Here is a 25,680-nt window from a genome sequence, read left to right on the forward strand (position 1 = left end):
ACTCCTAATTGAAAGATAATTTAGGTAGACTTAAAATAATCCAGTAACGATTCCTGATTCTTTACTAAATCTTCTAATGTATAGCCATCAAGTACGTCTAAATAAGCAGAAACAGCTTTTTGTAATACATGCTTTAAACCACAAACTGGGGAAATAATGCAGCTATTTTTATCTTCGTCAAAGCACTCGACAATATGAAAATCATCCTCTGTTTTTCGAATAAGTTCGCCGATATTAATATCAGCTGGAGAATGTGCTAATCGAATTCCTCCATTTCTCCCTCTTATTGTTTCAATAATACCTATTTTCCCAAGATCATAAATGACTTTCATTAGATGGTTTTTAGAAATTCCATACGTTTCAGCAATATCTTTAATATTAGACAATTCATTAGAATTCTTCGTTGCTAAATAGATCAAAACCCTTAAGGAATAATCAGTATAACTAGTTAGCTTCATAGTAACCTCATTCATTTTTAAGTATATTCTCTCTTAAACTATTCCATAATCACATACTACTTTAATTGTGACAAATGCGCAAAAGTTGTATTTTAAATATTGCTTTAATCGGTCATTTCAGTTACGTTAAAGATGTATTTATAATACTTCTTTAGGAGGAATAATACTATGCTATCAGATCAAACGATTACCATTGTAAAATCAACCGCACCCGTTCTAGCAGAAAAGGGTGTTGATATTACGACCTGCTTCTACAAACGTTTATTTGAAAATTACCCAGAATTATTAAACATTTTCAATCATGCGAATCAAAAGAAAGTACGTCAACAAACTGCACTTGCAAATACAATTTATGCAGCAGCTCTTCATATTGATCAACTTGAGGTTTTGTTACCCACTGTTAAACAAATTGCACATAAGCACCGGAGCCTTGGAGTAAAAGCAGAGCATTATCCAGTTGTAGGTACATATTTACTGAAAGCAATTAAAGAGGTACTTGGTGAGGGAGCTACAGAGGAGGTTCTACACGCTTGGGGTGAAGCGTACGGGGTCATCGCACAAGTATTTATCGATATTGAATCAGAAATGTATGAGGAAACAGCTTCACAATACGGAGGTTGGCAAAACTTTAAAGCATTCAAAGTAACGGGAAAGGTAAAAGAAAGCTCAATCATTACCTCCTTTTACCTAGAGCCAGTTGACGGGGCACCTCTTCCTGCTTTTAAAGCTGGACAATACTGTACGGTTCGCTTAGCTCTTCCTGGAGACAAGTACTTATCCAATCGTCAATACAGCCTTTCAAGTGAAGCCGGTAAGCCATATTTCCGAATTTCTGTTAAACGAGAAAATCAATCGGTACCTAATGGAAAAATATCAAACTACTTACATGACCATATCGATGTCGGTGATGAAATTGAGTTAACAGCTCCTGCTGGTGATTTCACTCTCGATCCAACAGTAGAAAGTCCACTCCTCCTTCTTAGTGCAGGAGTTGGTATTACACCAATGATTGCTATGCTTAAATCAGTTATCAATCATAATCCGACTCGACATATTACATTTCTTCATGCAACAAAAAATAGTGAAACACATGCATTTCATGATGAATTGAATGATCTGATTTCTTCTGCGAAGCATGCAAATCTGACCGTGATTTATAGTGCTCCAACCGAAAAGGACCAATCAAATCGTTTGTATGATTGGAATGGGTACTTAAGAGAAGAAATTCTTGAATCGCTAACAATTGATTCGAAAACTGATTGCTATTTATGTGGACCTTCTGGTTTTATGAAATCAGCTATTGAAGGTCTTAAGCAATTAGGATTTCCCGATAACCAAATCCACTATGAATTCTTTGGCCCTAAAATTGATTTAGAATCATACCACGAACAAAAGATGCACTAATCAAAATAAAGAAAGGATGATTCAAGGTGCACCCTTAAATCATCCTTTTTAAATTGTGCAGATTTCAACAGGACAATCTCCACATTGGAGAAAATCTTTTAAGAACTTCATATTTTGGATGATGATTTTATGATTTTCATATACAATGATTTTTTCTTTTTTTAATTCATTCATCATTCGATTGACACCTTCACGTGTCGTGCCAATATATGTGGCAATTTCTTCATTCGTTAGCTGCACGTCAATTAGAATCCCTTGATCATGCTGAACCCCATATGAATTACTAAATCGTATTAAGGTTGAATATAATCCACCTTTCTTACCACATAGAATAAGATCACGAAACTTTGATTGTGTTGATTGTGTTTGAATTGCATTCCATTTCATAAAAGCAACAGCAAGCTCGCCGTTCTTTTTAAATAGTTCCTCTAATACCTTCCCTTCAAAGCGGAAAAGGACTGCTTTTTCTTCTACCGTAGCAGTTATACTAAGTGCTAATTCATTAAAGAGGGAAATCTCCCCGACAAGCTCATCCTGTTGACATAAGCTTATTGAGAATTCCTTTCCATCTGACGTCATTTTACTGATTCGAACTTTACCAGAAATAATCAAGTAGATATAGGTAGGTGATTCACCTTCAGTAAAGAGAACCGTGCCTGCTTCTTCTTGAATCTGTGTTCCTTCTTTAAGGAGTAATTGTTGATTCTCACTAGAAAGCTGCTTGAAAAAACGAACTAAATTAATTTCTTTTTTTGGCAAGACATACCCTCTTTTCACCAGTGTAATTGTCATAATCCTACCATCTAAAACAGAGTAAGTAAACGTCAATCAGAAGATACGGGCAGCAACGATCTGTTACAAATAAACATAAAAATAGAAGAATCGGTAGATATTAGCCGATTCTTCGTTCATTGTTAAATATGGATATAAACTTGATCATTTAAATGTTCAACCTTAAACGTTCTTACTTCCCCTTTATCTGGTGCTTGAACCTTGCCATCCTTCAATGAAATTTTCCAATCGTGTAATGGACAATATAAATATCCTCCACTGACAAGACCGTCTGACAGACGTCCTCCTTTTGGATGAGGGCTTTTATTCTCAATTGCATAGATCTCTCCAGTCGATAATTTAAAAACAGCAATTTCAATCTCTTTAATTTTATAGACCGTGCCAATTCCAACTGGAAAATCATCATAGCGACTCAATTTTACTTCTTTTTGAGCTGTATTCATTATTTAGACCTCCTTATTTCTCAAGTGTTACTTCACGAGTACGATAATACGTATTTTGAATCGCCTCATCATTAATTGCTTGCTCCCATGGTTCCTGATAACGGTTTAGAGTATCAGCTAATCTACTATTTAACGCATTAACCTTCTCCAAGTCTGCAACTAACTCTTTCACATGGTCTAAGCCCAAGCGTTCTATCCACTGTGAAGTTCTTTCTAGATAAAGAGCTGTTTCACGGTAATATTGTATATATGCACCTGTTATGTCTAATACCTCTTTCTCGGTGGCAACCTTACACAATAAATCACCAGCACGAAGATCCGTTCCTCCATTACCACCTACATAGATTTCCCAGCCTCCATCTAAGCCGACAACCCCAACATCTTTAATGCCTGATTCAGCACAGTTTCTTGGACAAGCCGAAACACCCATTTTCACCTTATGTGGTGTGTCAAGTCTCTCGAAACGCTTTTCAAGTTCAATACCAAGACTCATAGAATCTTGGGTTCCGAAGCGACAGAAGCTAGAACCAACACATGTTTTGACAGTACGAAGTGTCTTTCCGTATGCATATCCTGAAGGCATTCCGAGATCATTCCATACATCAGGAAGCTGCTCTTTCTTTAATCCATATAAACCAATGCGTTGACCTCCCGTAAGCTTGACTAGCGGGACATTATATTTCTTTGCGACGTTTGCTATTGTCAATAAGTCTTCGGCTGATGTTACACCTCCATACATTCTTGGTATGACAGAATAGGTGCCATCCTTTTGAATATTGGCATGCATTTTTTCATTCACTAAACGTGAATTTCGTTCATCTATATAATCGATGTGAATCATACCTAAGAAGTAATTAAGAGCAGGCCGGCACTTTGAACATCCTTCCTCTTGCTTCCATTCCAATACATTCATCACTTCTTTAATTGATGTTAAACCCTTTTCTTTAATTTCCGCGACAACCTCATCACGATCTAGTGTTGTACAGCCACAAAGTGTTTTCTTCTTAGGTGCATCATCAAAGCTATCCCCAAGAGTATAAGCCAGAATATCTTGAATGACTGGCTTACAGCGCCCACATGACCGACCTGCATTCGTACACCCACCGACTGCCTCGACACTTGTTAGCTCATGCTCTTGGATGGCATCGACAATTTCTTTCTTATTGATCCCATTACAACCGCAAACGATCTCGTCATCAGCCATTGCTTCTACACTTAGTGTTTCTTCTGCCCCATTTGGTTGAATGAAAGGAATGCTTGTTAAATCAGCAATATCCTGTTTATCGTTCAACATTTTAAATAATCGATTACTATCCCTTGTATCACCATATAATACAATCCCAACGATCCGATTTTCTCTAATAAGAACCTTCTTGTACACTCCTTCAAAATAGTTCTGAACAATAATTGGCTTCGTTGTTGAATCATCATAGATTTCTCCTGCAGAAAATAAATCTATCCCTGAAACCTTTAGTTGTGTACCTGTAATTGAACCTTCGTACGCTTTCGTTTCTAATCCACACAACCTCGCAGCAAGTACCTTCCCCTGTTCATATAAAGGAGCAACTAATCCGTAGACAACTTCACGATGCTCTGCACATTCACCAATGGCATACACATTATCTACATTCGTTTCCATAAAATCATTCACGACAATTCCTCGATTTACTTCAATCTCTGTTCCATTCACTACTTGAATATTAGCCTTGATCCCAGCTGCCATAACAACCAAATCTGTAGTTGTTTCTGTTCCATCCTTAAAACGTATACCCTCTACTCTATCGCTACCAGTAATCTCAACTGTTTGTTTTTCCATTAGGAAATTCATTCCTTGTGCTTCAAGCTCACTCTTTAACATTCCAGAAGCAACTGGGTCTAGCTGTCTTTCCATCAAGTGAGGCATTAAATGTACAACATCTACTTCCATGCCTAAATGCATAAGTCCTTTCGCAGCTTCTAGTCCCAACAATCCACCACCAATGACAACTGCTTTTTTATAATGTTTAGAAGCTTTGATCATCATTTCACAATCATTAATATCACGGAAACCAATAACTCCAATTTTGTCAGCACCCTTTACAGGAAGTATAAAAGGAACCGATCCAGTAGCAATAACCAATTTGTCATAAGAGACTTCCAATCCCTTGTCAGAAAGAACCGTTTGCTTTTCTATATCTATATTAATAATCGCTTCTCCAACAAATAATTCAATATTATTCTCCGCATACCATTCCCATTCGTTAATAATCGTTTCTTCGAAATGGGTTTTTCCTTGTAGAATATTTGATAATTGAATGCGATTATAGTTTGGATGTGGTTCAGCTCCGAAGATTGTAATATCATAAATGTCTTTATTAATCTTCAATACTTCTTCAATCAGTCGAACTCCAGCCATTCCATTTCCAATCATAACTAAACGTTGTTTGTTCATTGATTTTTCCTCCTAGTCTTTGTCTTCATGTACACATTGTAAAACGAATATAGGATTTTTATTGTGATGCATATCACACTAAATTTATTTTTTATAAATTGTCACATAGAAAAGTTTTATAAAAAATCAATAGTTTAATTCTAGCTTTCTTCCATACAAATGTTTCTGTTAAAACAATCATTATTCAATTCTTTTTAAGTGATATAGATCACATTCAATAACCGCATATGTTTGTATGATTTAGCCATAAGACATTTACTATATTGGAGGAATAATCATGGCTAGAATTCAAGAATGGAATCCTGAAAATGAGGAGTTTTGGAAAAAGGAAGGAAAGCGGCATGCACGTAGAAATCTATGGATTTCAGTACCTACCTTAATGCTTGCTTTTATTGTTTGGCAGATCTGGTCAGTTGTTGCAGTGAGACTTAATGATATCGGGTTTGAATTTACTGAGGCACAGTTATTTACTCTAGCCGCAACACCAGGCTTAGTAGGGGCAACAATGCGCTTTGTTTATACATTTGCAGTAGGAAAGTTCGGCGGTCGTAATTGGATCGTATTCTCGACAGCTATCTTGGCGTTCCCTACTATTGGAATTGGATTTGCTGTTCAAAATCCAGACACTCCATACTGGATTATGGTTACATTAGCAGCACTATGTGGAGTTGGTGGGGGGAACTTTTCTTCATCCTCTGCAAATATGAGCTTCTTTTTCCCGAAAAAGGAAAAAGGAACTGCTCTAGGGATTAATGGTGGCTTAGGAAACATGGGTGTATCTGTCGTTCAGTTTATAACACCTCTAATTATTACAGTAGGTACATTTTCATTTATTGGAGGTGAAGGACAGGTATTGCCTGATGGATCAGAGATTTGGCTACAAAATGCTGCTTTTGTCTGGGTCATTCCTATTATTATCTTAACTGTTATTGCCTATTTCGGAATGGATAATCTACCTAATACAAAACAATCAATTGGTGCACAGTTTATCATAGTAAAACGTAAACACACATGGATCATGACATTATTATATGTAGCTACATTTGGTTCTTTTATTGGGTACGGTGCAGCATTCCCACTCCTACTGCGTTCACAGTTTCCAGATTACGTTTCTTTAGCTTTTCTCGGAGCTTTTTTAGCAGCGGTTTTCAGACCAATTGGAGGTTGGTGTGCTGATAAGTTCGGTGGTGCAAAAGTAACAGGAATCGTACTAATAATGATGATGTTTGGTGCTCTGTCAGTCATTTATTTCATTAAGCTAGAAAGCTTTATCGGATTTCTTCTCTCATTCTTGATTTTATTTATCGCAGCAGGGATGGGATCTGGATCAACATTTCAAATGATCCCAATTATATTCCCACTTAAGGAGGCCGCACCAGTTCTAGGTTTCACAGCTGCATTTGCAGCATACGGATCATTTTTTATCCCAAAACTATTTGGCTGGTCTGTTTCAACCACAGGTACTCCTATCTCAGCACTATATGTTTTTATATGTTTTTATATAGTATCAATTGGATTTAATTGGTATTACTATCAAAGAAAGAACGCTGAGATGAAGTGTTAAATTATTAAAGGTGCTACTTTAGAGGCATTACTCCTCTTAGTGGCACCTTTTTCATTCTAAAAAAGATAGTTAGTCCCGTCATATTTATTACCAATCTGTGCAAAAAAACTTGTTATATTTCCTATCACGATTACTTTCGAATTAACTCTAGAGTGATATAGTTGGATTATTCAAATAATTCATTTGGGAGGAACGTAAAATGGAAAATAAAAAACTTAAAAATCCAGGATTCCTAACACTTCTTTTCTTAACTTTCACCATTTTCTTTCAGTAGACCGATTTAATCCAGTTGCATATAAAAAGAGGCTGGGACATAACTAAAGTGACTAACTGAAATGCCGAACAAAGCAATGAAGTAGCGGTTGAAATATACGTAGACTCCTGCGGGATCAAAAGCCAAAGGTGAGACCCAAAAGTAGCAGGCACGAGGAGGCTCAACGGCTTCCCGCGGCAAGCGAAGTATATTTCAGGAGCGGTATTATGTCCGCCACCTATCATTTTTCGGATTTTCTATTAGTTAAATCACTTTTGTCCCAGCCTCTTTGCTTTCTTCTAAATTGAAATAACAGAATCATTTTGACTATTATCTATCATCTTATTGTACTCTGCTGCATTTCTAATTCGTAGTGAAAACGGTTGAGTTATCAATTGTTCTTTAAACACCTCTTGGCCAACAATACTAAACGATATCCTCTCTATTAAAGACATCATACTTGCCTTGTCTTGCTCAAGAAGCTGTGTTGTTACATCAATACATGAGCGTGAATAGAGACTATGAAATAACTGCAGGCTTCCGTTACACTCAGGAATGATTAACTGACCATCTTGTTTTTTGACACGAAACATTACCTCAATAACCGCTGACGACAGAAACGGCATGTCTGGAGTAACAATCCATAAATAATCATTTTTCGCTAATGAGAGTGCGGCATGGACAGCACTGAGCGTCTCTGAACCCTTAAAATAATTCGTAATAATTCTTATCGAATTACCCAACACTGGCAAATAACTTGATGGGCGATCTGTCACAAGAATTATTTCCTCACAGATCCTTTTCATCTCCCTAACTTGCTTTTCTATTAATGTTTCATCATTAAGTCTAATTAATCCTGTAATGATCTGATCTCTTAAGCGACTATCATTACTATCGAGAATCACGCCTGTTACGTTCATCGTTTCACCTCCTCATTCTTCTTCTCTTCTTACTATATCTGGATTCTTATATTCAATCTGTTAACTTGATCACACCTGTTTATTAAAAATAAAAAATTAAATGATGTTAGTGTGATTTTTATCACATTTTTATTCAGAATGATCTTTTATACTCAAGGAGAAGAAAGTTTAGGAGGGGTATTAAATGGAAACCGTAGCATTTGAACGTAATATCCATCAAAATACGTATCATTTAACAGAAAAAACACTATTTGCACTAACAGATATTATGTATGAACAAAAAGTTGAAGCTGGTACGTTTTTATTTCGTGAAGGGGATACAGCTAATAAACTGTTTTATATTAAAGAAGGCCACGTTAAAATGTTAAAAGGAACATCTGATGGAAAAGAATATATACTTAATATGTTTAATTCAGGTGACCTATTTGGGGAAATGAGCAGCTTTATGGCAATTTCATATAGTTACAATGCCCGTGCAGAAACTGATTGTGTTGTTGGAGTCATTCAACAAAAGGACTTAGAAATCCTCTTATGGCAGCACGGTGAAATCGCTGTAGAATTTCTTAAATGGACGTCACTACTTAATCAAATTACACAGTCAAAACTTCGTGATTTAACGTTTCACGGTAAGCTTGGTGCCCTTGCTTCGACACTTATTCGAATGAGTCATTCATACGGCGAAGAATATAAAGGTTCAATTCGCATTACTAAAAAAATGAAGAATGGCGAGCTCGGCGAATATATTGGGGCAACAAGAGAAAGCGTGAACCGAATGTTATCCGATCTAAAAACAAAAGGGGTTATCGAGCAAAGCAAAGGTTTTCTCATCATTCATGATCTTGACCACCTGAAAACTATTTGCCAATGTGAAAATTGCCCTCTAGAAATATGTCGAATGTAAAAAAAACTTCAGTAAATGTTTCAAAACCTTAGAAAAGCGCCTTGAGAAATAACTCTTAAAGGCGTTTTTACATATTTTCTTCTTCTTCACATTCTGTGAAGACCCCATATTTATAGTGTAATAGTAATTCCATTAAGATGATGAACCTACTTAGACGTTTTTAATAGAAAAAAATAGTCACTAAATCTAAATGTTTATTTTATATATAATATGGTCTTCAGAATATATTTTCTAATCGAAACCAGCTCCATGTTGTGCATTCTTAGATTTCTAACTTATATGCCACTATAATCCGTATACTTATTCTTCTCTTAATATAAAAATACAGAAAAAACTGTGAGCTGTTTAATAGCCAAAAGAAGCATATTCCCATCTTCCCTCAAACAAAGCGGCCGGGATGGGAGGGCCGACTCCTGCAGGAAGAAAGGGCAGGTTGAAATCCACCGGCAGAGCCGGTTAGTTCAACGCCCGCCGGCGGGTGCGTGCCCCCCATCCCGGTAGCGAAGGCGAAGCATCTAACCTTAGTAAATCTCCCCAGCACAAAACTTATTTGCAAGACCTTAGAAATTTCACTGAATACGAAACACTCAGAAGGCTTTATTTGGTTTAAACAAAATACAAATATGCTAAAGGAATAAAACTAGCCCTTTAGCATTGTAATATCGTTTTAGCATTATCAATTCGCTCCTGCGTTGGTGGCTCGACATCCTCTAATTGATAAGTGATTCCTAATTCCTTCCATTTATAAACACCTAATTTATGATAAGGTAGAACCTCTATTTTTTTCACGTTAGTAAGCTGATCAATAAATTGCCTTAATGAAGTTAAATCCCCATCAATATCAGTTATACCTGGTACCAATACGTGCCGAATCCAGACCGGGATCTCCTTCATTGAAAGGTACTGAGCAAATGAGAGAATATGTTCATTTTTCATTCCTGTTAAGCGATGATGCTTCCTTGAATCAATTTGCTTAAGATCTAGAAGAACCAGATCGGTTACCGCTAATAAATGATCTAATTTTCTTAGGAACTCAGGATGTTCCTGAAAACAACCTCCACAAGAGTCAATTGTCGTATGAATATTTAGCTCCTTACATTTTGTAAATAACTCAGTTAAAAATTCTAATTGTAATAAAGGCTCTCCTCCTGAAACAGTAATCCCACCACCACTGCTTTCAAAATAAGGAAGATAATCCTTTAAATCATCAATAATTTCTTCAACCGTTATTTCCTTCCCGTCACCGATCTTCCACGTATCTGGATTATGGCAGTATTGGCAACGCAATAAACACCCCTGCATAAAGACAATATAGCGTAATCCTGGTCCATCTACTGTGCCACACGTCTCAATTGAATGAATCCGACCTTTCATAGAAACCCCTCTTTTAACCGAGTAGGGGTTTATCAAAGGACTTTTGCCTTTTTACACCCCTTGCACGATTTATATTTATAGTGATTCGTGGAATGTCCGGTTAATCACATCGATTTGCTGTTCTCTCGTCAATTTAATAAAGTTAACAGCATAACCAGATACACGAATGGTTAATTGTGGATATTCTTCCGGGTGCTCCATCGCGTCAATTAAAGTATCCCGATTAAATACGTTAATATTTAAGTGATGCCCCCCTTGAATAGCGTATCCATCTAAAATTCCGACTAAATTCTTTGTTTGATCAGCGTCTTCTTTACCTAAAGCTTTTGGGACAATGCTAAAGGTGTTAGACACTCCATCTAATGAGTGATCATAAGGAATCTTTGCAACTGATGTCAATGAAGCAAGTGCTCCTTTCTTGTCTCGACCATGCAATGGGTTCGCTCCTGGTGCAAATGGCTCACCTGCTTTTCTTCCATCAGGTGTATTTCCAGTCTTTTTACCGTATACGACATTACTAGTGATTGTTAATACAGACATTGTCGGCAATGACTGACGGTACGTTGGATGCTTTCTCAGCTTTTCCATAAATGTCTTCACAAGCCATACGGCAATGTCATCAACACGATCGTCATTGTTTCCGTATTGTGGGTATTCTCCTTCAATTTCAAAGTCTACTACGACACCATTTTCATCACGAATGGTTTTAACCTTCGTATGCTTGATCGCACTTAGACTGTCTGCAGCCACAGATAATCCGGCAATACCACACGCCATTGTTCGAAGTATTTCCTTATCGTGCAATGCCATTTCAATCCGCTCATAAGAATATTTATCATGCATATAGTGGATTACATTTAATGTGTTAACATACAACTCAGCAAGCCATTCCATCATCTTGTCAAAATTAGCTAGCACCTCTTCGTAATCAAGAAATTCTGAGGTGATCGGTGTTAATGTTGGTCCAACCTGTATTTTTAATTTCTCATCGACACCACCATTAATTGCATATAAGAGAGCTTTGGCAAGGTTAGCACGTGCTCCAAAAAACTGCATTTGCTTCCCTATTTTCATCGCACTCACGCAACATGCAATTCCGTAATCATCACCAAATTGTGGTCTCATACTATCATCATTTTCATATTGAATTGAACTTGTTTTAATTGACATTTGTGCACAATAATTTTTAAAATTCTGAGGCAATTTTTTAGACCATAAGATAGTTAAATTCGGTTCAGGAGCTGGGCCTAAATTATCAAGAGTGTGGAGAAAACGGAAAGAGCTTTTCGTAACAAGGGCTCTACCATCAACACCGACGCCGGCTATTGATTCAGTGACCCAAGTTGGATCACCACTGAATAATTCATTGTAATCCGGTGTCCGAGCAAATTTAACAAGTCTTAGTTTCATAACGAAGTGATCAACTAGCTCCTGTGCACTTCTTTCCGTTAATGTACCTTCTTTTAAATCTCTCTCAATGTAAACATCTAAGAATGTAGATACACGTCCCAAACTCATCGCTGCTCCATTTTGTTCCTTGATTGCAGCCAAATAACCAAAATATAACCATTGAAACGCTTCTTGTGCATTTGCAGCTGGCTCTGAAAGATCAAAACCATAAGAACTAGCCATTTTCTTAAGTTCGTGTAATGCTTTGAGTTGTTCTGAGATTTCTTCACGGTCTCGAATAAGATCCTCAGTCATTGTCATGCTAGTTGCTGCTAATTCCTTCTGCTTTTGATTAATAAGAAAATCAACTCCGTATAATGCAACCCGTCGATAATCACCAATAATTCTACCGCGACCGTAGGCGTCTGGTAAGCCGGTTATAATCCCAGCCTTTCGTGCTAACCTCATGTCAGAAGTATAAGCATCAAATACACCTTGATTATGGGTTTTTCGGTACTTTGTGAATGTCTCTACAACCTCTGGTGCGACCTCAAAACCATAAGAAATGCAAGCATCCTGAGCCATTCTAATCCCACCGAACGGTTGCAATGAGCGTTTGAATGGCACATCTGTCTGGAGACCTACAATTTGTTCTAGCTCCTTATTCAAATATCCTGGTCCGTGCGACACAATTGTCGATACGATCTCAGTATCCATATCTAAAACCCCGCCATTTTCACGCTCCTTCCTTGTTAGTTCCATGATCTGTTTCCAGAGTTGATTTGTTTGATCCGTTGCTTCTTCTAAAAATGAATCCTTTCCTTCATAAAGAGTGTAGTTTTGTTGAATAAAGTTGCGAACATTGACTTCATCTTGCCATACACCTTTTTTAAACGTTCTCCAATAATTCATCGTTAAGTCCCTCTCTTTCAACAACTTTTTTGTGAATCGTTTCACAAATATAATTCCATCCATGACAGTTATGTTCCTTACACTTATAGAATAGTTGATTTCCATCAATGAAAAAGTGATTAAAATCACAATTAAGCAGTTAATTTTTTGACGTATTTTTGAACAGAATTAATTAGTGCGATTGCTCTCTAGCTTGAAAAAGAGTGTCCCAATTTAGTCTTGAGACACTCTACAAGATTATTAATTAGACTCCTTTATAGGCAGCTCGGTACACATCAGCTAATTCACTTACTAACGGTAGCTTAGGATTAGCCGTCGTACACTGATCCTCAAATGCACGCTCAGCTAAATACTCAACTTTACTTTCAAATACCTTTGCATCGACACCATTATCTTTAATACTCATCGGTATATCCATTTCTTTAGCTAGCTTAATAATCGCTTGTACTAAACTTTCCACACCCTCTTCGGTTGTCCGAGCAGGAAGACCTAATACTTTTGCAATCTCCGCATAACGCTTATCAGCAATAAAATGTTCATACTTCGGAAATGCTGTAAACTTCGTTGGCTTTAGGGCATTATAGCGAATGACATGTGGCATCAAGATCGTATTAGAGCGACCATGAGCAATATGGAATTCGGCACCTAATTTATGGGCAAGACTGTGATTAATACCGAGGAATGCATTTGCAAAAGCCATCCCCGCAATCGTTGAAGCATTATGCATCTTCTCCCTAGCCACCTCATCCATCCCATTTCTGTAGGCTCTAGGTAAATACTCAAATACTAATTGAATTGCTTTTATCGCGAGTCCATCTGTATAGTCATTAGCCATATTAGAGACATAGGCCTCAATCGCATGGGTCAGAACATCCATTCCTGTATCTGCTGTTACATGCTTAGGAACTGTCATAACAAACTGTGGATCGATGATCGCAACGTCTGGTGTTAACTCATAATCAGCTAACGGATATTTAATGTTCTGTTTCTTATCTGTAATAACAGCAAATGAAGTCACTTCAGAACCAGTTCCAGATGTTGTTGGAATCGCAACAAATTGAGCTTGCTTCCCGAGCATCGGATATTTAAAAATTCGCTTACGAATATCTAAGAACTTTTGCTTTAACCCAGAAAAATCGGTATCAGGGTGTTCATAGAACAGCCACATTCCTTTTGCTGCGTCCATTGCAGATCCCCCACCAAGTGCAATAATACAATCGGGTTGGAAATTCCTCATCATTTCCGCACCTTTTTCAACTGTTTCAATTGATGGATCTGGTTCAACATCAGAGAAAATTTCGCAATGAACATAGTCAGCACGCTTTCTCAAATAATAAAGTACTTTATCGACATAGCCGAGCTTAACCATTCCTTCATCAGTTACAATAATAGCTTTTGAGATATTCGGCATTTTAGCTAAATATTGAACTGAATTCTTTTCAAAGTAAATTTTAGGTGGAATCTTGAACCATTGCATATTGACATTTCTCCGTGCTAATTTTTTGATATTTAATAAATGTACGGTACCTACATTTGTAGAGATTGAATTTTTACCATAAGAACCGCAACCTAAGGTTAATGAAGGCAAATATGCGTTATAAATGTCACCAATTGCCCCTTGTGAAGATGGAGCGTTTGAAATGATCCGACTTGCTTTCATTCTCGTACCAAATTGTGTTATCACATTCTGATCTTCAGAATGGATAACGGCAGAGTGACCTAGTCCGCCAAATTCAAGCATTTCTTCAGCTCGTGTAAGTCCTTCTTCAGTTGTCTTCACACGGAAGCAAGCGAGAACAGGACTTAATTTTTCGCGAGATAGTGGATATTCAGGACCGACTCCTTTAATTTCTGCAATTAAGATTTTCGTGTCCTCAGGCACCTTAACACCCGCAAGCTTTGCGATGAATGCAGCTGATTTTCCGACAATATCAGGATTAACCGCACATTTTTCCTCATTAATAACAAGCTTTTCAACTTTTGCCTTTTCTGCCTCACTTAAAAAATAGCACTTATTATATATGAGTTCACTTTTTACTTCCTCATAAATAACGTCATCAATAATTACTGCTTGTTCAGATGCACATATCATGCCATTATCAAACGTCTTAGATAAAATTAAGTCATTAACAGAGCGCTTAATATTAGCCGTTTTTTCAATATAGCACGGGACATTACCTGGTCCGACACCTAGTGCAGGTTTTCCTGTGCTGTAAGCCGATTTCACCATTCCAGCTCCTCCTGTCGCAAGAACTAGAGCAATGCCTTCGTGATTCATTAATGCTTGTGTTGCCGCAATACTTGGAGTTTCTACCCACTGGATACAATGCTCAGGTGCCCCAGCGAGAATTGCTGCATCCCTTAGTGTACGAGCAGCTTCACTACTACTCTTTTGGGCTGAAGGATGAAACGCAAACACAATTGGATTTCTTGTTTTTATCGCGATCAATGCTTTAAACATTGTCGTAGATGTCGGATTTGTCACAGGAGTAACACCCGCTACTACTCCTACCGGCTCAGCAATCTCAACTAAACCATCCTGTTGATTTTCATTAATAACGCCAACCGTTTTATCATACTTAATGTTATGGTAGACGTATTCTGTTGAGAAAAGGTTTTTAATAATTTTGTCTTCATATACCCCACGGTTTGTTTCTTCAACAGCTAATTTCGCTAAGTCCATATGTCGTTCAAGTCCTGCAAGAGCCATTGCCTTTACAATTTCATCAACTTGTTCTTGATTAAGAGCCATAAATTCCTTTAATGCAAGTTGACCATTTTCAACAAGCTTTCCAATTGATTTTAAGACATTCGCTTGCTCATCAACCTTTTTTTGATCTACTGCCATGATTATTCCTCCTCAGTTTTCTAATTCTTTATTTATGTTTAGATCATTAGGCACAAACCGGATTTCTTGGGATTTTCGTAATTGAAATTTCATCAATCATTCGCGTACTTCTCTGAATGACACATACATAGTTAGTTGTCCAAATGTAGGCTGGGATCTCATCATTTAAAAACATCATAGCGACAAACTCATCATTGACTAATGCTTCAAAATCTTGTTTGCTATAACTTTCACTATCCGTTGAAAAATCTCTCCATTCATGAAACATCTCGTTTCATCCTCCATTCCCACTTCATCTCTCTCTTACAACTCAAATATACTTTTTAAGAAACCTGAAAGAAGTGATGTTGATCACAAATAGGAAAAATTTTCATATAATTTTTTTATAAAAAAATGGCTCACTTTAAAGGTGTGTATATCCTTTAAAGTGAGCCACTTTTTCAGTATGAACTTAAACTAGATGATCCTGACAGTATTCTTTAATTAATTGTAGTTCATCATCCTCTAATTCAAAATCCAATTGTTCTTCCGTATCATATTCAACTATTTGGTACTGCTTAATATGTAGATCCTGATTATTAACTGCAAGAATAACTCGGATGTAAATCCCCTTTTCTGAGTAGAGGTCATCTTCTTCATCAACCTCAATCGATAAAAAGAATTCATAACGATCTCCAACGATAATACCTACTGGATCCTGTACCTTCTCGACCGTGTGCTCAATAATATTCATGTCTTACCCCTTTCTATTGAAAAGACCACTATGTTTTAATTGATTTACTGCTTGTTGTAGTTGATCTTCATTTTGAACAAGTGCAATCCTCATATAACCTTCACCACCGCTACCAAATGCATTTCCGGGTATCATGACAACACCTGCTTGATCCATTACCTTATATGCAAATTCTGTTGAGGTATCTGTAGTAGGAACTTTCGCCCAGACAAACATCGATGCCTTGGGACAATCCACTTCCCAGCCAATCGAGTGAAGACCATCCACCAACACATCTCTTCTTCTTTTGTAGGTTGTCCTCAATTCATCACTAAATGTTGATGTATCATTAAGGGCACATGTCGCCGCTTGTTGAATTGGAAGGAACACACCAAAATCCAAATTCGATTTCAAGCGATTTAGTGCAGCAAGGATGTCAGGATTCCCGACAACGTATCCAATCCGACAACCAGCCATATTAAAGCTTTTTGAAAGCGAGTTAAATTCAACCCCGATCTCTTTTGCTCCATCAATTGATAAAAAACTGATTGGCTTGTCTTCATAATACAATTCAGAATAAGCAAAATCATGAAGAACAATAATATCGTATTTTTTTGCAAACTCAACTACCTCTTTAAAGAATTGACTTGAGGCCATAGCTGGGACTGGATTACCGGGGAAGTTTAAAATCATCATTTTTGCTTTATGACGTATTTCTTCCGGAATTTGCTCTAAATCAGGTAAAAAATGATTTTCTGCCTGTAATGGCATTGAATAAGCAGTTGCCTCCGCTAATGCGATTCCGGCAGCATAGGCAGTATAGCCAGGGTTCGGCACTAAAATAACGTCTCCAGGGTTTGTAATAACACTTGGTAAATGCACCAACCCATCCTGTGAACCCATTACCATTAATACTTCTTCAGAGTTTAATGAGACTTGATACTTCCTTAAGTAATAACTTGCAACCGCTTCTAGAAATTCACTACTTCCTGATAAAGAATAGTTATAAGAAGTAGGATCAGTCACAGTAGTTTTTAATGTCTCAATGATGAAAGAAGGAGGTGGTAAATCTGGACTTCCGATGCTTAGGTCAATCATAGTATGTCCAGCATTCAGTTTATTTTTTTTATATGTTGAAAGCTCATTAAAGATACTTGTTTGAAAAGCATTCATTTTAGTAGAAAATAACAATATTATCAAATCCCCCATAGCTCATGTCACAATATTATAACAAGAAAGTAACCCAAGGAAAATACCTTGGGTTACTTTAGTGAGCGATTCATTAGATGAAAGGACGTGGACGTGGGCGCGGACCATAGCCAGGGAATCCACCGTAGCCATAACCGCCGTAGCCGCCATAGCCATAACCTGGGTAACCATAACCGCCACCGAAACCTCCGTAACCACCATAGCCGCCATAGCCACCTGGATAACCATAACCGCCACCAAATCCAGGGCCAGATAATAAGCCTCCACCTAAGAAGCCTAAGCCTGCTCCTAATAATCCAGCTCCAACTGGACTAAGTCCATCATGACCAAATCTTGTATCTGCTCCTCTATATCCATAACCGTACATATAAGTCGCCTCCCTTTTTTAACGCTACATTGTAGCCTATGGTGGTATCGTCTATTTTGTATGGGCTTATGTCTATTATTGAGTAAAAAAAATTTAAAAAGTTTTATCTCACGATTATGAGTAATATTTTGATTCATGGTTATCCTATTTATTGAGGCAGCAAATGCTCCTCAACTCGTCCCACAATTACAAGGAAAGTTTCGATTAACCTTTAAAGAGGTGGTTGCATTGTACAGTAGCCGAGGATTTCAAGATTGTTTCTAACATGAATGAAAAATGAGGTGTCTGTAAAAGACAATTATCGTTACGACCGCAGATTGTAGTTGGGATTAGAAAGAGAAGATGGTCACTTTCGTGGCCATCTTCTCTTATTTCTTCGCCTTATGGACTTTTAACAACTTACCTTTTACTGTCGTATTCTTCATTTCTTTTAATACAGTTGGACCTTTTCCATTTAGAATATCAACATAGGAAACATTTTCCTGTATCGTTATAATACCTATATCATCAGAAGTGATTCCGGCAATTTTCGTGATTGTTCCAACAAAATCAATGGCACGAATTTTCTTCTTTTTGCCTCCATTAAAATAAAGCTTCATAATATCTTCATTTAGTGATTCACTTTTATCTTTGATTAATTTAGGTCTCACCTCAAGTTTCTTTTCGAATGACTCTCGCTTTCTTGACACTTCAACTTGAGAAGGCTGGATCACTTTTGGAATCTCTGTTCCGATAAATTGTTCAATTTCTTCTAAATCTTTATGCTCTGATGGTGTTACAAATGAAATGGCCTTACCTGTTCTTCCCGCGCGACCTGTTCGTCCTGTCCGGTGAACATAGCTTTCCTTTTCATTTGGAAGATCATAATTAATCACAAGACTAATATTATCGATATCTATTCCCCTTGCAGCAACATCTGTAGCAACAAGATAACGGAATCTCCCTCTCTTAAAATCAGCCATTACATCAAATCGATCTTCCTGTCTCATGCCACCATGAATTTTATCACATGGATATCCCTCATCATCTAATTGATTAAATACTTTGTTGACTTGCTCTTGTGTACCGCAAAAAATAATACAGCTGTCAGGATTTTCAACTATTGTGATGTTTTTTAGTACATCATCTTTTTCATGATCTCTCACATCGATGGCTGTATGAGTAATTTTCTCTCTCAATACATCTGTTTTTTTAATATCAATTGTCACAGGATCATTAAGATACTTTTCACTCAGTAACGCTATATCGTCAGGGAGTGTAGCAGAAAAAAACATTGATACCCTAGGTTGTGGGAGCTTTTGGATGATCGATTCCACTTGATCAATAAACCCCATATTTAGCATTTCATCTGCTTCATCCAAAACTAAACATGTAAGTTTTCCTACATCAAGAGTTCCTTTCTCTAAATGATCAAGTACGCGTCCTGGTGTTCCTACAACGACATGAGATTTTTGTTTAAGTTCATGCTTTTGCTTTTCAAACGAGCTTTTCCCATATACAGCCGTTGCCTTAATTCTTTTAAATCTACCGATATTCGTGATTTCCTCTTTAATCTGTGCAGCAAGTTCCCTCGTCGGCGTTAAGATTAATGCCTGCGGCTTATTCTCTTCCCATTCAACTAGTTGACAAATGGGTATGACAAACGCAGCTGTTTTGCCACTGCCAGTTTGAGATTTCACAACTAAATCACGTTTATTTAATGCAATTGGTATGACTTCTGACTGGACTTCAGTTGGATGTTTATAATTCAACTTATCGAGGGCGAGTGTTAATTCTTGTTTTAATTGAAAATCAGAAAAATGCAAAGTCATAATTACTCCTTACTAACGCTAGTATTTTAAATAGTACCTTTATAGTTATCTTATTATACATGAAATTCAAGACCTTGTTCTAACAGCTTAGTTTTTACAATTATTGATTGTAATATTCCATTTATCCTTTATAATTGTCTATGGTATTCATCTAGAACGACATACATAAAAGGACGGGTTGCTACTTTGGTTTGGGATGTATTAAATATAATTGGGACCATTGCATTTGCCCTTAGTGGAGCAATGGTTGCTCTTGATAAAGAAATTGAATATGATCTACTAGGCGTATATACACTTGGCTTCTGCTGTGCTTTTGGGGGAGGAGCCGTTCGAAATCTCCTTATAGGGGTTCCTATTTCTGCTGTTTGGGAACAAGGGGAACTGTTTATTATTGCTTTTCTTGCAATTACTGTTCTTTTTTTCTTTCCTTCCCTCCTGCTACGTCATTGGACTAAATGGGGTCAATCTTTTGATGCATTAGGTCTCGCTGCATTTGCAATTCAGGGTGCACTTTACGCGAAAGCAGCTGGGCTGCCTCTGATTGCAGTTATTACTGCCGGAGCTCTTACAGGAACAGGTGGTGGTGTCATTCGTGACCTTTTAGCTAGAAGACAGCCAATGATATTTCGAAGTGAAATTTATGCACTTTGGGCGATGCTAGCAGGATTACTCATCGGATTGAATGTATTCCAATCGGACTTAGGATTATATACTCTTTTTGCTATTATCGTTGTACTTAGACTTATTTCAGTCAGATACAATTGGTCATTGCCAAGGACCCCCTTCCGTTCAAGTAAACCTCATCAACCATACAGTAAACAAACTTCATAATAAGTAGAGGATATAAGAAAATGAAGAAGGCAGATCCAAAAGGATCTGCCTTTCTTACTACTGACGGTACTGTCCAGCAATTGGCATTTGTGGTTGCATAGACATTGTTGTATATGCATTTGACATCGCATTCATGTCTTGTTGTGCTAATTGTGGAACTTGATATTGATGCTGCTTATTTTCGTACAAGAAAATCTCATAAGCCATTTCAATATAGTTTGGTACCGAGTCAGCAAGCACACGTCTAACGACAGGGTTTGTGACTTCAAGTGCTGACATTGCAAGCATTGATGCAGATGATTTGATTAGCCCAAGCATATGACAAGCAATACCAGAATCTTTAATGTCATTTACTGATTGGATCGGTTTTTTAGGCTGACTTGGCTTGAGACCATATATCACATCATTACTTTGTTTCATCATATACTTTTTCGTATGATGTGATGGATCTTGGCCAGTTGAAAAACATTCACAAGTAATATTGTATTGATCCAGAATAAACGAATACTGTCGTTCAAGTATATCCATTAATTCAGGATCCTTTACAAATGAACGGAACATCATATAAGAATCAAGAACATTTGTTGTAGATGATAATACTTCATGAACATCAAACATTTCGTGACCACCATGATTTAATTGGTGACCAACTTGTTCTGATTGTGCAATCATTCCGCGAGTAGCAGCCATATTAAACGAACCATTCTGATTGTGCATTGATGACATTGTTTGGTTTTGCAAGTGTCATTCCCCCATGTGTGTTTGTGTGGTACGCCAGTTATTATGATCAAAAACTTCAACTTCTATTTACAAAGACCAGATGGAAGTATTTTGAATTTATCTTATTTTAGGTCATTTAATAAGTACAGTTAAACAAACCTATTTTGTCATCTTTTATTCAAACAAGTTGTTAATCTCACCTGATTTTTTATTAACGTTATACCATCCAACCGTTGCAGTATGTGAGCCTTGATTATTTTCATGCTCAATCACGTCATATACATGTACAACATAATGACCATTTTCATTCAAATGATCCATTTCAACAATAGTATCCGATTCTTCAGTGATTTCAAGGTGATCTCTAACATTGGAAACTGCTGTTTCTTCTGTTATCCCCTCGGGCTCCGACTGATTTTCTAGGTTCACTTCTTCTGATTGAACATCATCAACAATCCAATTTTCTTGATCTATAGTTAGGATATAAATCATGTTACGATGCCCTAGAAGCTCATTATTTCTTTCCTGGGTTATCTTCCATTTTTGATTGGCCATTTCTTCAAGACGAAACGACTGATCTGCATCAAGCCATGTCGGTGCATCCATCGCTTTCAAGATGATCGCCCCGGCTTCACTTTTTCGAAAATAAGTGTCTACAAACATTTGTGCCAAATCATCAGACATCGCCGTTTGTAAATACTCCCGCAACTCTTCAAATGATTGAAATTGCTCAAGTCGACCACCTTCACTAGCTCGATCAATCAATTCAGTAAATGTATCTTTATAGTTTGTTAAAACATCTCTAGCAACGGATTTATTCATCTCGACTTCGCTTTGTTCAGCATTTTCTTGAACCGTTTCGTTCCCTTGCTGTTCTTGCTCTGTTCCCGTAGATGAATCTTGTTCAACTTGTTGCTCCTCACTCTCTAGATTTGTATTAGTCACATTATCTTCTTCAATTGAGTTACTCTGGTTTGAAGAACAAGCAACCAAGAATAAATGAATGAAAATTAAAATAAGAATTTTTTTCATGATGAATCCCTCCTATTTGTGCATATTTCCTCAATTCACTTCTCCCAAACCATCAAATGAATTAGCACATATTAATACAATAATCGATTATTAACTTAGCCAAAAGTCTCTACAATAAGATGATTAATAACAAACTACCATGAAGATCTTCGCCATTTACCAGCAAAGTGCGGGTACGCATTCCTTTGAAGATAAGATTACAAAAAAACCGCCCTTGAGAATGTAATTCTCAAGGGCGGTTTGCATAAGGTCGGAACATCATTATTGCTAATGAATGATTTAGATCAACCCGTATTCACGAGTCCTGCAGCAACTCCAGAAATAGTTAACAGTACTTCTGTCAAAAATTCCTCTGATTGCTCTTCAGACGTACGCATCTTATGGATTAAATCAACTTGTAAGAAGTTAAGTGGATCAACATACGGATTACGTCTGTGAATAGATTCTTGGATGTTCGGAGTATGATCAAGTAATTCATCACTACCGGTAATCGCAAGTAAAATCTGGCGTGTTCGATTGTATTCATCAGCAATATTATTGAAGATTCGCTCACCAATCGCTTGATCTTCAACTAAACTAATGTATTCTTTCGCTGCTGTTAAATCAGCTTTCATTAAAGCTAATTGCAGGTTATTAATAGTTGACTGGAAGAACGGCCATTTTTCATACATTGTCTGTAACAACTTGAGATTTTCTTCACTTTTAGAAGCGAAAGAATCAAGACCTGTACCTGCTGCATACCAAGCTGGGATCATCTGTCTAGACTGAGTCCATGCAAATACCCAAGGAATGGCACGAAGATCTTCAAAACGCTCACTACCTTTACGACTCATTGGTCTAGAACCAATATTTAAAGCTCCTAATTCACGTAAAGGTGTTGCTTGTTTAAAGTAAGTTAAAAAGTCTTTATCTTCAAATACAAGTGACTGGTATTTCGTTAATGATTCTTTTGAAACTTCCTCAAGTGCATCTTCCCATGATGTTTCACGGAAATGACCCTGCTCTGAATTCTTAGATACTTTTGCAGATGCTTCAATTAGAGCAGAAGCGGCTTGTTCAAGGTTACGGTATGCGATGTCTGTTAACAAGTAACGTGATGACAGCACTTCCCCTTGCTCTGTAATCTTAACACCATCATTTAACGTTTCAGCTGGTTGAGAAAGAATACTACGATTAAGTGGACCGCCCCCACGACCTAGTGAACCACCACGTCCATGGAAGAATTTTAAGCCAATGTTAAATTCCTTTGCCATATCATGAATCTCTTGTTGGGCTTTGAAGAGCTTCCAGTTCGCAGTTAACGTACCACCGTCTTTACTACCATCTGAGTACCCGAGCATGATTTCTTGATGATTCCCACGTTCGCTGATGTGGTTGCGGTATATATCCATTTTAAATAATGTTTTCATAATATTCGGTCCAGCGATAAGGTCATCAACGGTTTCAAGTAATGGAGCAACATTTAAATTACTCTGTACTTCTCCATCAGCATACAGACGATAGATCCCTGCTTCCTTAGCTAAGACAAGAACTTCAAGTAAGTCACTTGAATCTTGTGTCATACTAACTAAGTAAACTTCGATTGAACGCTTACCGAATTCACCGTGAGCATCCTTAATCATTTTAAACACTTTCAGTACTTCTTGTGTTTCCTTTGAATAATCCTCTTCTAATAATAAAACAGGACGAGGCTCATTCAATACTTCTTCTAGAAGCTTTAACTTCTCTTCTTCAGAAAGACTCTTATAATCTGGAGTGATATTAACAACTTTTAATAGCTCAGCAATGGCAGACTCATGTTCACCACTATGATTACGGATATCTAGAGTGACTAAATGAAAGCCAAATAATTCAACCTGACGAATCAATTTGCGAATTGACTTTAACTTACGATTTGCAGGCTGATGAATTTCAGCACTTTCTTTAATTAATAAAAGGTCATTTAGAAGCTCTTGGGCATCTGTATATCCAACTTCAGATTTCCCTACTTCTTCGAGACGCTTTGTAATAACCGCGAATTTACGACGATAGACCTCTGATTCAACAGGCCATGCTTCGCTCTTCTCTAGATAAATTTCCTCGTCTTCTTCAACTGACTTAATTAACTCAGCACTGATTGCAACACGGTATGTAGAGTGACTATATCGCTTCATTAAATCAACAATCGATTCCTTATACTTCTTTAATACGAGTTGTCTTTGAAGATTTAGGGTTTCCCATGTGATTTCTGGAGTTACGTTAGGATTACCATCACGGTCGCCACCAATCCACGAACCAAACTTTAAGAAGTTAGGCACTGACCATTTACTATCAGGAAAATACCCTTCAAGCTGGTCTTCTAATTCCTGGTGAATATCAGGTAATACATCAAATAATGTTTGGTCAAAATAATATAAACCATTCTTCACTTCATCGATTACTGTTGGCTTACGATGACGAAGCTCGTCTGTTTGCCAAAGGGCTGTGACTTCATTAAATAATTCCTCATCAAGCTCTTTACGTTTTTGTTTAGATAATTGAGGGTTATCACATTCTTGAAGGATAATTGAAATTCTTTTTTGAATCTCAAGTACAGTTCGTTTAGTTGCCTCAGTCGGATGAGCTGTAATAATTAGCTCGATTGATAAGTCATCAATAACTTGTTGAACATATTCCTGTGAGAAGCCATGTTCTTTAATTGCTGCAACTGCACTTTCGATCGATACAGGTTGAACAACACCGTTTTCTTGAAGCTGATATTGTCTACGACGGCGAATTCGATGATTTTGTTCAGCAATATTAACGAGATGAAAATAAACAGAAAATGCACGAATGACATTTTGTCTTACTGGAGGTTGTAATGTACCAATTTCTTGTTTTAGCTTTTTATAAACATCTTCGTCATGATTTTTTCGTAAATTTTTGGTCATCTCTCTAATTGATTCAACTTTGTTAAAAAGCGAAATCCCACCATGATGAACAAGTATTTCCCCTAAGATATTTCCAAGCTTCTTAACATCACTTCTTAATAGCGAATTACTATCTGCTACATCAATCATGTACTCATCTCCTTTTAAAAAACTCCTAAATAACATATACCCTATTTTTCAGTTTCTCAAACAAACACAGTGAAACAGGGACAACTGGTGACCTTTATGGACAAATAACGTCCCTATAGTAAAGAAATGTCACAAAGTTATAGGTACTTACTATAGTATCATAGTGTAAAGAAAACAATCAAATATTATCTGACTATTTGGTATATACCGCTTTCTTTTCTCAGTTTTTTCATCTGATTTTCGACATTTTCTACAATGTGTTAGGATAGTA

Annotated in this window: 20 protein-coding genes; 4 read left to right on the forward strand and 16 right to left on the reverse strand. The window is 37.1% G+C overall.

The annotated features are described in order from the left end of the window. Positions 1–20: 20 nt before the first annotated feature. Positions 21–458, reverse strand: a complete 438-nt coding sequence (locus J7W16_RS06705; protein ID WP_210596497.1) for an Rrf2 family transcriptional regulator — start codon at positions 456–458, stop codon at positions 21–23. Positions 459–626: 168 nt separating this feature from the next. Here J7W16_RS06705 and hmpA point away from each other — a divergent pair, with 168 nt between their 5' ends. Then, positions 627–1,862 carry an NO-inducible flavohemoprotein gene (gene hmpA / locus J7W16_RS06710; RefSeq protein WP_210596498.1) on the forward strand — a complete coding sequence of 412 codons (1,236 nt, stop codon included), beginning with the start codon at positions 627–629 and terminating at the stop codon, positions 1,860–1,862. A gap of 48 nt (positions 1,863–1,910) precedes the next feature. Here the strand turns inward: hmpA and J7W16_RS06715 are convergent, their stop codons facing one another. From J7W16_RS06715 to nirB, 3 genes are all read right to left on the reverse strand, one after another. Then, positions 1,911–2,621 carry a Crp/Fnr family transcriptional regulator gene (locus J7W16_RS06715; RefSeq protein WP_210596499.1) on the reverse strand — a complete coding sequence of 237 codons (711 nt, stop codon included), beginning with the start codon at positions 2,619–2,621 and terminating at the stop codon, positions 1,911–1,913. A 155-nt stretch (positions 2,622–2,776) separates the two neighbouring features. After that, the gene (gene nirD / locus J7W16_RS06720; protein ID WP_210596500.1) at positions 2,777–3,097 is read right to left on the reverse strand and encodes a nitrite reductase small subunit NirD; all 321 of its coding nucleotides are present in this window, start codon (positions 3,095–3,097) and stop codon (positions 2,777–2,779) included. A 13-nt stretch (positions 3,098–3,110) separates the two neighbouring features. Beyond that, positions 3,111–5,528 (reverse strand): nitrite reductase large subunit NirB, encoded by a 2,418-nt coding sequence (gene nirB, locus J7W16_RS06725; RefSeq protein WP_210596501.1) that lies wholly within the window; start codon positions 5,526–5,528, stop codon positions 3,111–3,113. Between the two features lie 277 nt (positions 5,529–5,805). Between nirB and J7W16_RS06730 the strand changes: the two genes are divergently transcribed. Beyond that, positions 5,806–7,092 (forward strand): MFS transporter, encoded by a 1,287-nt coding sequence (locus J7W16_RS06730; RefSeq protein ID WP_210596502.1) that lies wholly within the window; start codon positions 5,806–5,808, stop codon positions 7,090–7,092. A gap of 552 nt (positions 7,093–7,644) precedes the next feature. On the opposite strand, the gene mobA is transcribed toward J7W16_RS06730, so the two are convergent. Further along, positions 7,645–8,265 (reverse strand): molybdenum cofactor guanylyltransferase, encoded by a 621-nt coding sequence (gene mobA, locus J7W16_RS06735; protein WP_210596503.1) that lies wholly within the window; start codon positions 8,263–8,265, stop codon positions 7,645–7,647. A gap of 184 nt (positions 8,266–8,449) precedes the next feature. On the opposite strand from mobA, the gene J7W16_RS06740 reads away from it, so the two are divergent. Continuing rightward, a complete protein-coding gene (locus tag J7W16_RS06740) occupies positions 8,450–9,166 on the forward strand; it encodes a Crp/Fnr family transcriptional regulator (RefSeq protein WP_210596504.1) in 717 nt (238 codons plus the stop codon). 648 nt (positions 9,167–9,814) lie between these two features. Here J7W16_RS06740 and pflA read toward each other — a convergent pair. The 8 genes from pflA to J7W16_RS06780 all read right to left on the reverse strand — a co-directional run bounded on the left by pflA (position 9,815) and on the right by J7W16_RS06780 (position 19,788). Beyond that, positions 9,815–10,540, reverse strand: coding sequence for a pyruvate formate-lyase-activating protein (pflA, locus tag J7W16_RS06745; protein WP_210596505.1), 726 nt, complete (start codon positions 10,538–10,540; stop codon positions 9,815–9,817). A 75-nt stretch (positions 10,541–10,615) separates the two neighbouring features. Beyond that, positions 10,616–12,841: a formate C-acetyltransferase gene (gene pflB, locus J7W16_RS06750; protein WP_210596506.1), complete on the reverse strand. Its 2,226-nt coding sequence runs from the start codon at positions 12,839–12,841 to the stop codon at positions 10,616–10,618. A 244-nt stretch (positions 12,842–13,085) separates the two neighbouring features. Next, complete coding sequence (gene adhE, locus J7W16_RS06755) at positions 13,086–15,689, reverse strand: bifunctional acetaldehyde-CoA/alcohol dehydrogenase (protein ID WP_210596507.1); 2,604 nt, start codon at positions 15,687–15,689, stop codon at positions 13,086–13,088. A gap of 46 nt (positions 15,690–15,735) precedes the next feature. Next, on the reverse strand, positions 15,736–15,957 hold the full coding sequence (locus J7W16_RS06760; RefSeq protein WP_210596508.1) for a hypothetical protein: 222 nt from the start codon (positions 15,955–15,957) through the stop codon (positions 15,736–15,738). Between the two features lie 183 nt (positions 15,958–16,140). Beyond that, positions 16,141–16,422, reverse strand: a complete 282-nt coding sequence (locus J7W16_RS06765; protein WP_210596509.1) for a DUF6509 family protein — start codon at positions 16,420–16,422, stop codon at positions 16,141–16,143. A gap of 3 nt (positions 16,423–16,425) precedes the next feature. Next, positions 16,426–17,598 carry an LL-diaminopimelate aminotransferase gene (locus J7W16_RS06770; RefSeq protein WP_419095816.1) on the reverse strand — a complete coding sequence of 391 codons (1,173 nt, stop codon included), beginning with the start codon at positions 17,596–17,598 and terminating at the stop codon, positions 16,426–16,428. Between the two features lie 85 nt (positions 17,599–17,683). Further along, complete coding sequence (locus tag J7W16_RS06775; RefSeq protein ID WP_210596510.1) at positions 17,684–17,977, reverse strand: hypothetical protein; 294 nt, start codon at positions 17,975–17,977, stop codon at positions 17,684–17,686. 368 nt (positions 17,978–18,345) lie between these two features. Continuing rightward, entirely contained in the window at positions 18,346–19,788 is a 1,443-nt protein-coding gene (locus J7W16_RS06780; protein WP_210596511.1) for a DEAD/DEAH box helicase, read from the reverse strand. A gap of 186 nt (positions 19,789–19,974) precedes the next feature. Here J7W16_RS06780 and J7W16_RS06785 point away from each other — a divergent pair, with 186 nt between their 5' ends. Continuing rightward, entirely contained in the window at positions 19,975–20,619 is a 645-nt protein-coding gene (locus tag J7W16_RS06785; RefSeq protein WP_210596512.1) for a trimeric intracellular cation channel family protein, read from the forward strand. A 57-nt stretch (positions 20,620–20,676) separates the two neighbouring features. Here J7W16_RS06785 and J7W16_RS06790 read toward each other — a convergent pair whose 3' ends face one another. The 3 genes from J7W16_RS06790 to ppc all read right to left on the reverse strand — a co-directional run bounded on the left by J7W16_RS06790 (position 20,677) and on the right by ppc (position 25,409). Continuing rightward, on the reverse strand, positions 20,677–21,309 hold the full coding sequence (locus tag J7W16_RS06790) for a spore coat protein (RefSeq protein WP_210596663.1): 633 nt from the start codon (positions 21,307–21,309) through the stop codon (positions 20,677–20,679). Between the two features lie 204 nt (positions 21,310–21,513). Then, a complete protein-coding gene (locus J7W16_RS06795; protein WP_210596513.1) occupies positions 21,514–22,371 on the reverse strand; it encodes a hypothetical protein in 858 nt (285 codons plus the stop codon). Positions 22,372–22,655: 284 nt separating this feature from the next. Next, positions 22,656–25,409 (reverse strand): phosphoenolpyruvate carboxylase, encoded by a 2,754-nt coding sequence (gene ppc, locus J7W16_RS06800; protein WP_210596514.1) that lies wholly within the window; start codon positions 25,407–25,409, stop codon positions 22,656–22,658. Positions 25,410–25,680: the final 271 nt, after the last annotated feature.

Source organism: Halalkalibacter suaedae (assembly GCF_017939705.1).
Taxonomy (GTDB): Bacteria; Bacillota; Bacilli; order Bacillales; family Bacillaceae_D; genus Halalkalibacter; species Halalkalibacter suaedae.

What these genes read in the sequence shown, in the direction of transcription:
- J7W16_RS06705 (WP_210596497.1), bottom strand. Translation starts at nt 458, where the DNA reads ATGAAGCTAACTAGTTATACTGATTATTCCTTAAGGGTTTTGATCTAT.
- J7W16_RS06730 (WP_210596502.1), top strand. Translation starts at nt 5,806, where the DNA reads ATGGCTAGAATTCAAGAATGGAATCCTGAAAATGAGGAGTTTTGGAAA.
- J7W16_RS06795 (WP_210596513.1), bottom strand. Translation starts at nt 22,371, where the DNA reads ATGAAAAAAATTCTTATTTTAATTTTCATTCATTTATTCTTGGTTGCT.
- J7W16_RS06765 (WP_210596509.1), bottom strand. Translation starts at nt 16,422, where the DNA reads ATGAATATTATTGAGCACACGGTCGAGAAGGTACAGGATCCAGTAGGT.
- adhE (WP_210596507.1), bottom strand. Translation starts at nt 15,689, where the DNA reads ATGGCAGTAGATCAAAAAAAGGTTGATGAGCAAGCGAATGTCTTAAAA.
- nirB (WP_210596501.1), bottom strand. Translation starts at nt 5,528, where the DNA reads ATGAACAAACAACGTTTAGTTATGATTGGAAATGGAATGGCTGGAGTT.
- J7W16_RS06790 (WP_210596663.1), bottom strand. Translation starts at nt 21,309, where the DNA reads ATGGCTGCTACTCGCGGAATGATTGCACAATCAGAACAAGTTGGTCAC.
- pflB (WP_210596506.1), bottom strand. Translation starts at nt 12,841, where the DNA reads ATGAATTATTGGAGAACGTTTAAAAAAGGTGTATGGCAAGATGAAGTC.
- mobA (WP_210596503.1), bottom strand. Translation starts at nt 8,265, where the DNA reads ATGAACGTAACAGGCGTGATTCTCGATAGTAATGATAGTCGCTTAAGA.
- J7W16_RS06760 (WP_210596508.1), bottom strand. Translation starts at nt 15,957, where the DNA reads ATGTTTCATGAATGGAGAGATTTTTCAACGGATAGTGAAAGTTATAGC.
- pflA (WP_210596505.1), bottom strand. Translation starts at nt 10,540, where the DNA reads ATGAAAGGTCGGATTCATTCAATTGAGACGTGTGGCACAGTAGATGGA.
- J7W16_RS06780 (WP_210596511.1), bottom strand. Translation starts at nt 19,788, where the DNA reads ATGACTTTGCATTTTTCTGATTTTCAATTAAAACAAGAATTAACACTC.
- J7W16_RS06740 (WP_210596504.1), top strand. Translation starts at nt 8,450, where the DNA reads ATGGAAACCGTAGCATTTGAACGTAATATCCATCAAAATACGTATCAT.
- ppc (WP_210596514.1), bottom strand. Translation starts at nt 25,409, where the DNA reads ATGATTGATGTAGCAGATAGTAATTCGCTATTAAGAAGTGATGTTAAG.
- nirD (WP_210596500.1), bottom strand. Translation starts at nt 3,097, where the DNA reads ATGAATACAGCTCAAAAAGAAGTAAAATTGAGTCGCTATGATGATTTT.
- J7W16_RS06775 (WP_210596510.1), bottom strand. Translation starts at nt 17,977, where the DNA reads ATGTACGGTTATGGATATAGAGGAGCAGATACAAGATTTGGTCATGAT.
- hmpA (WP_210596498.1), top strand. Translation starts at nt 627, where the DNA reads ATGCTATCAGATCAAACGATTACCATTGTAAAATCAACCGCACCCGTT.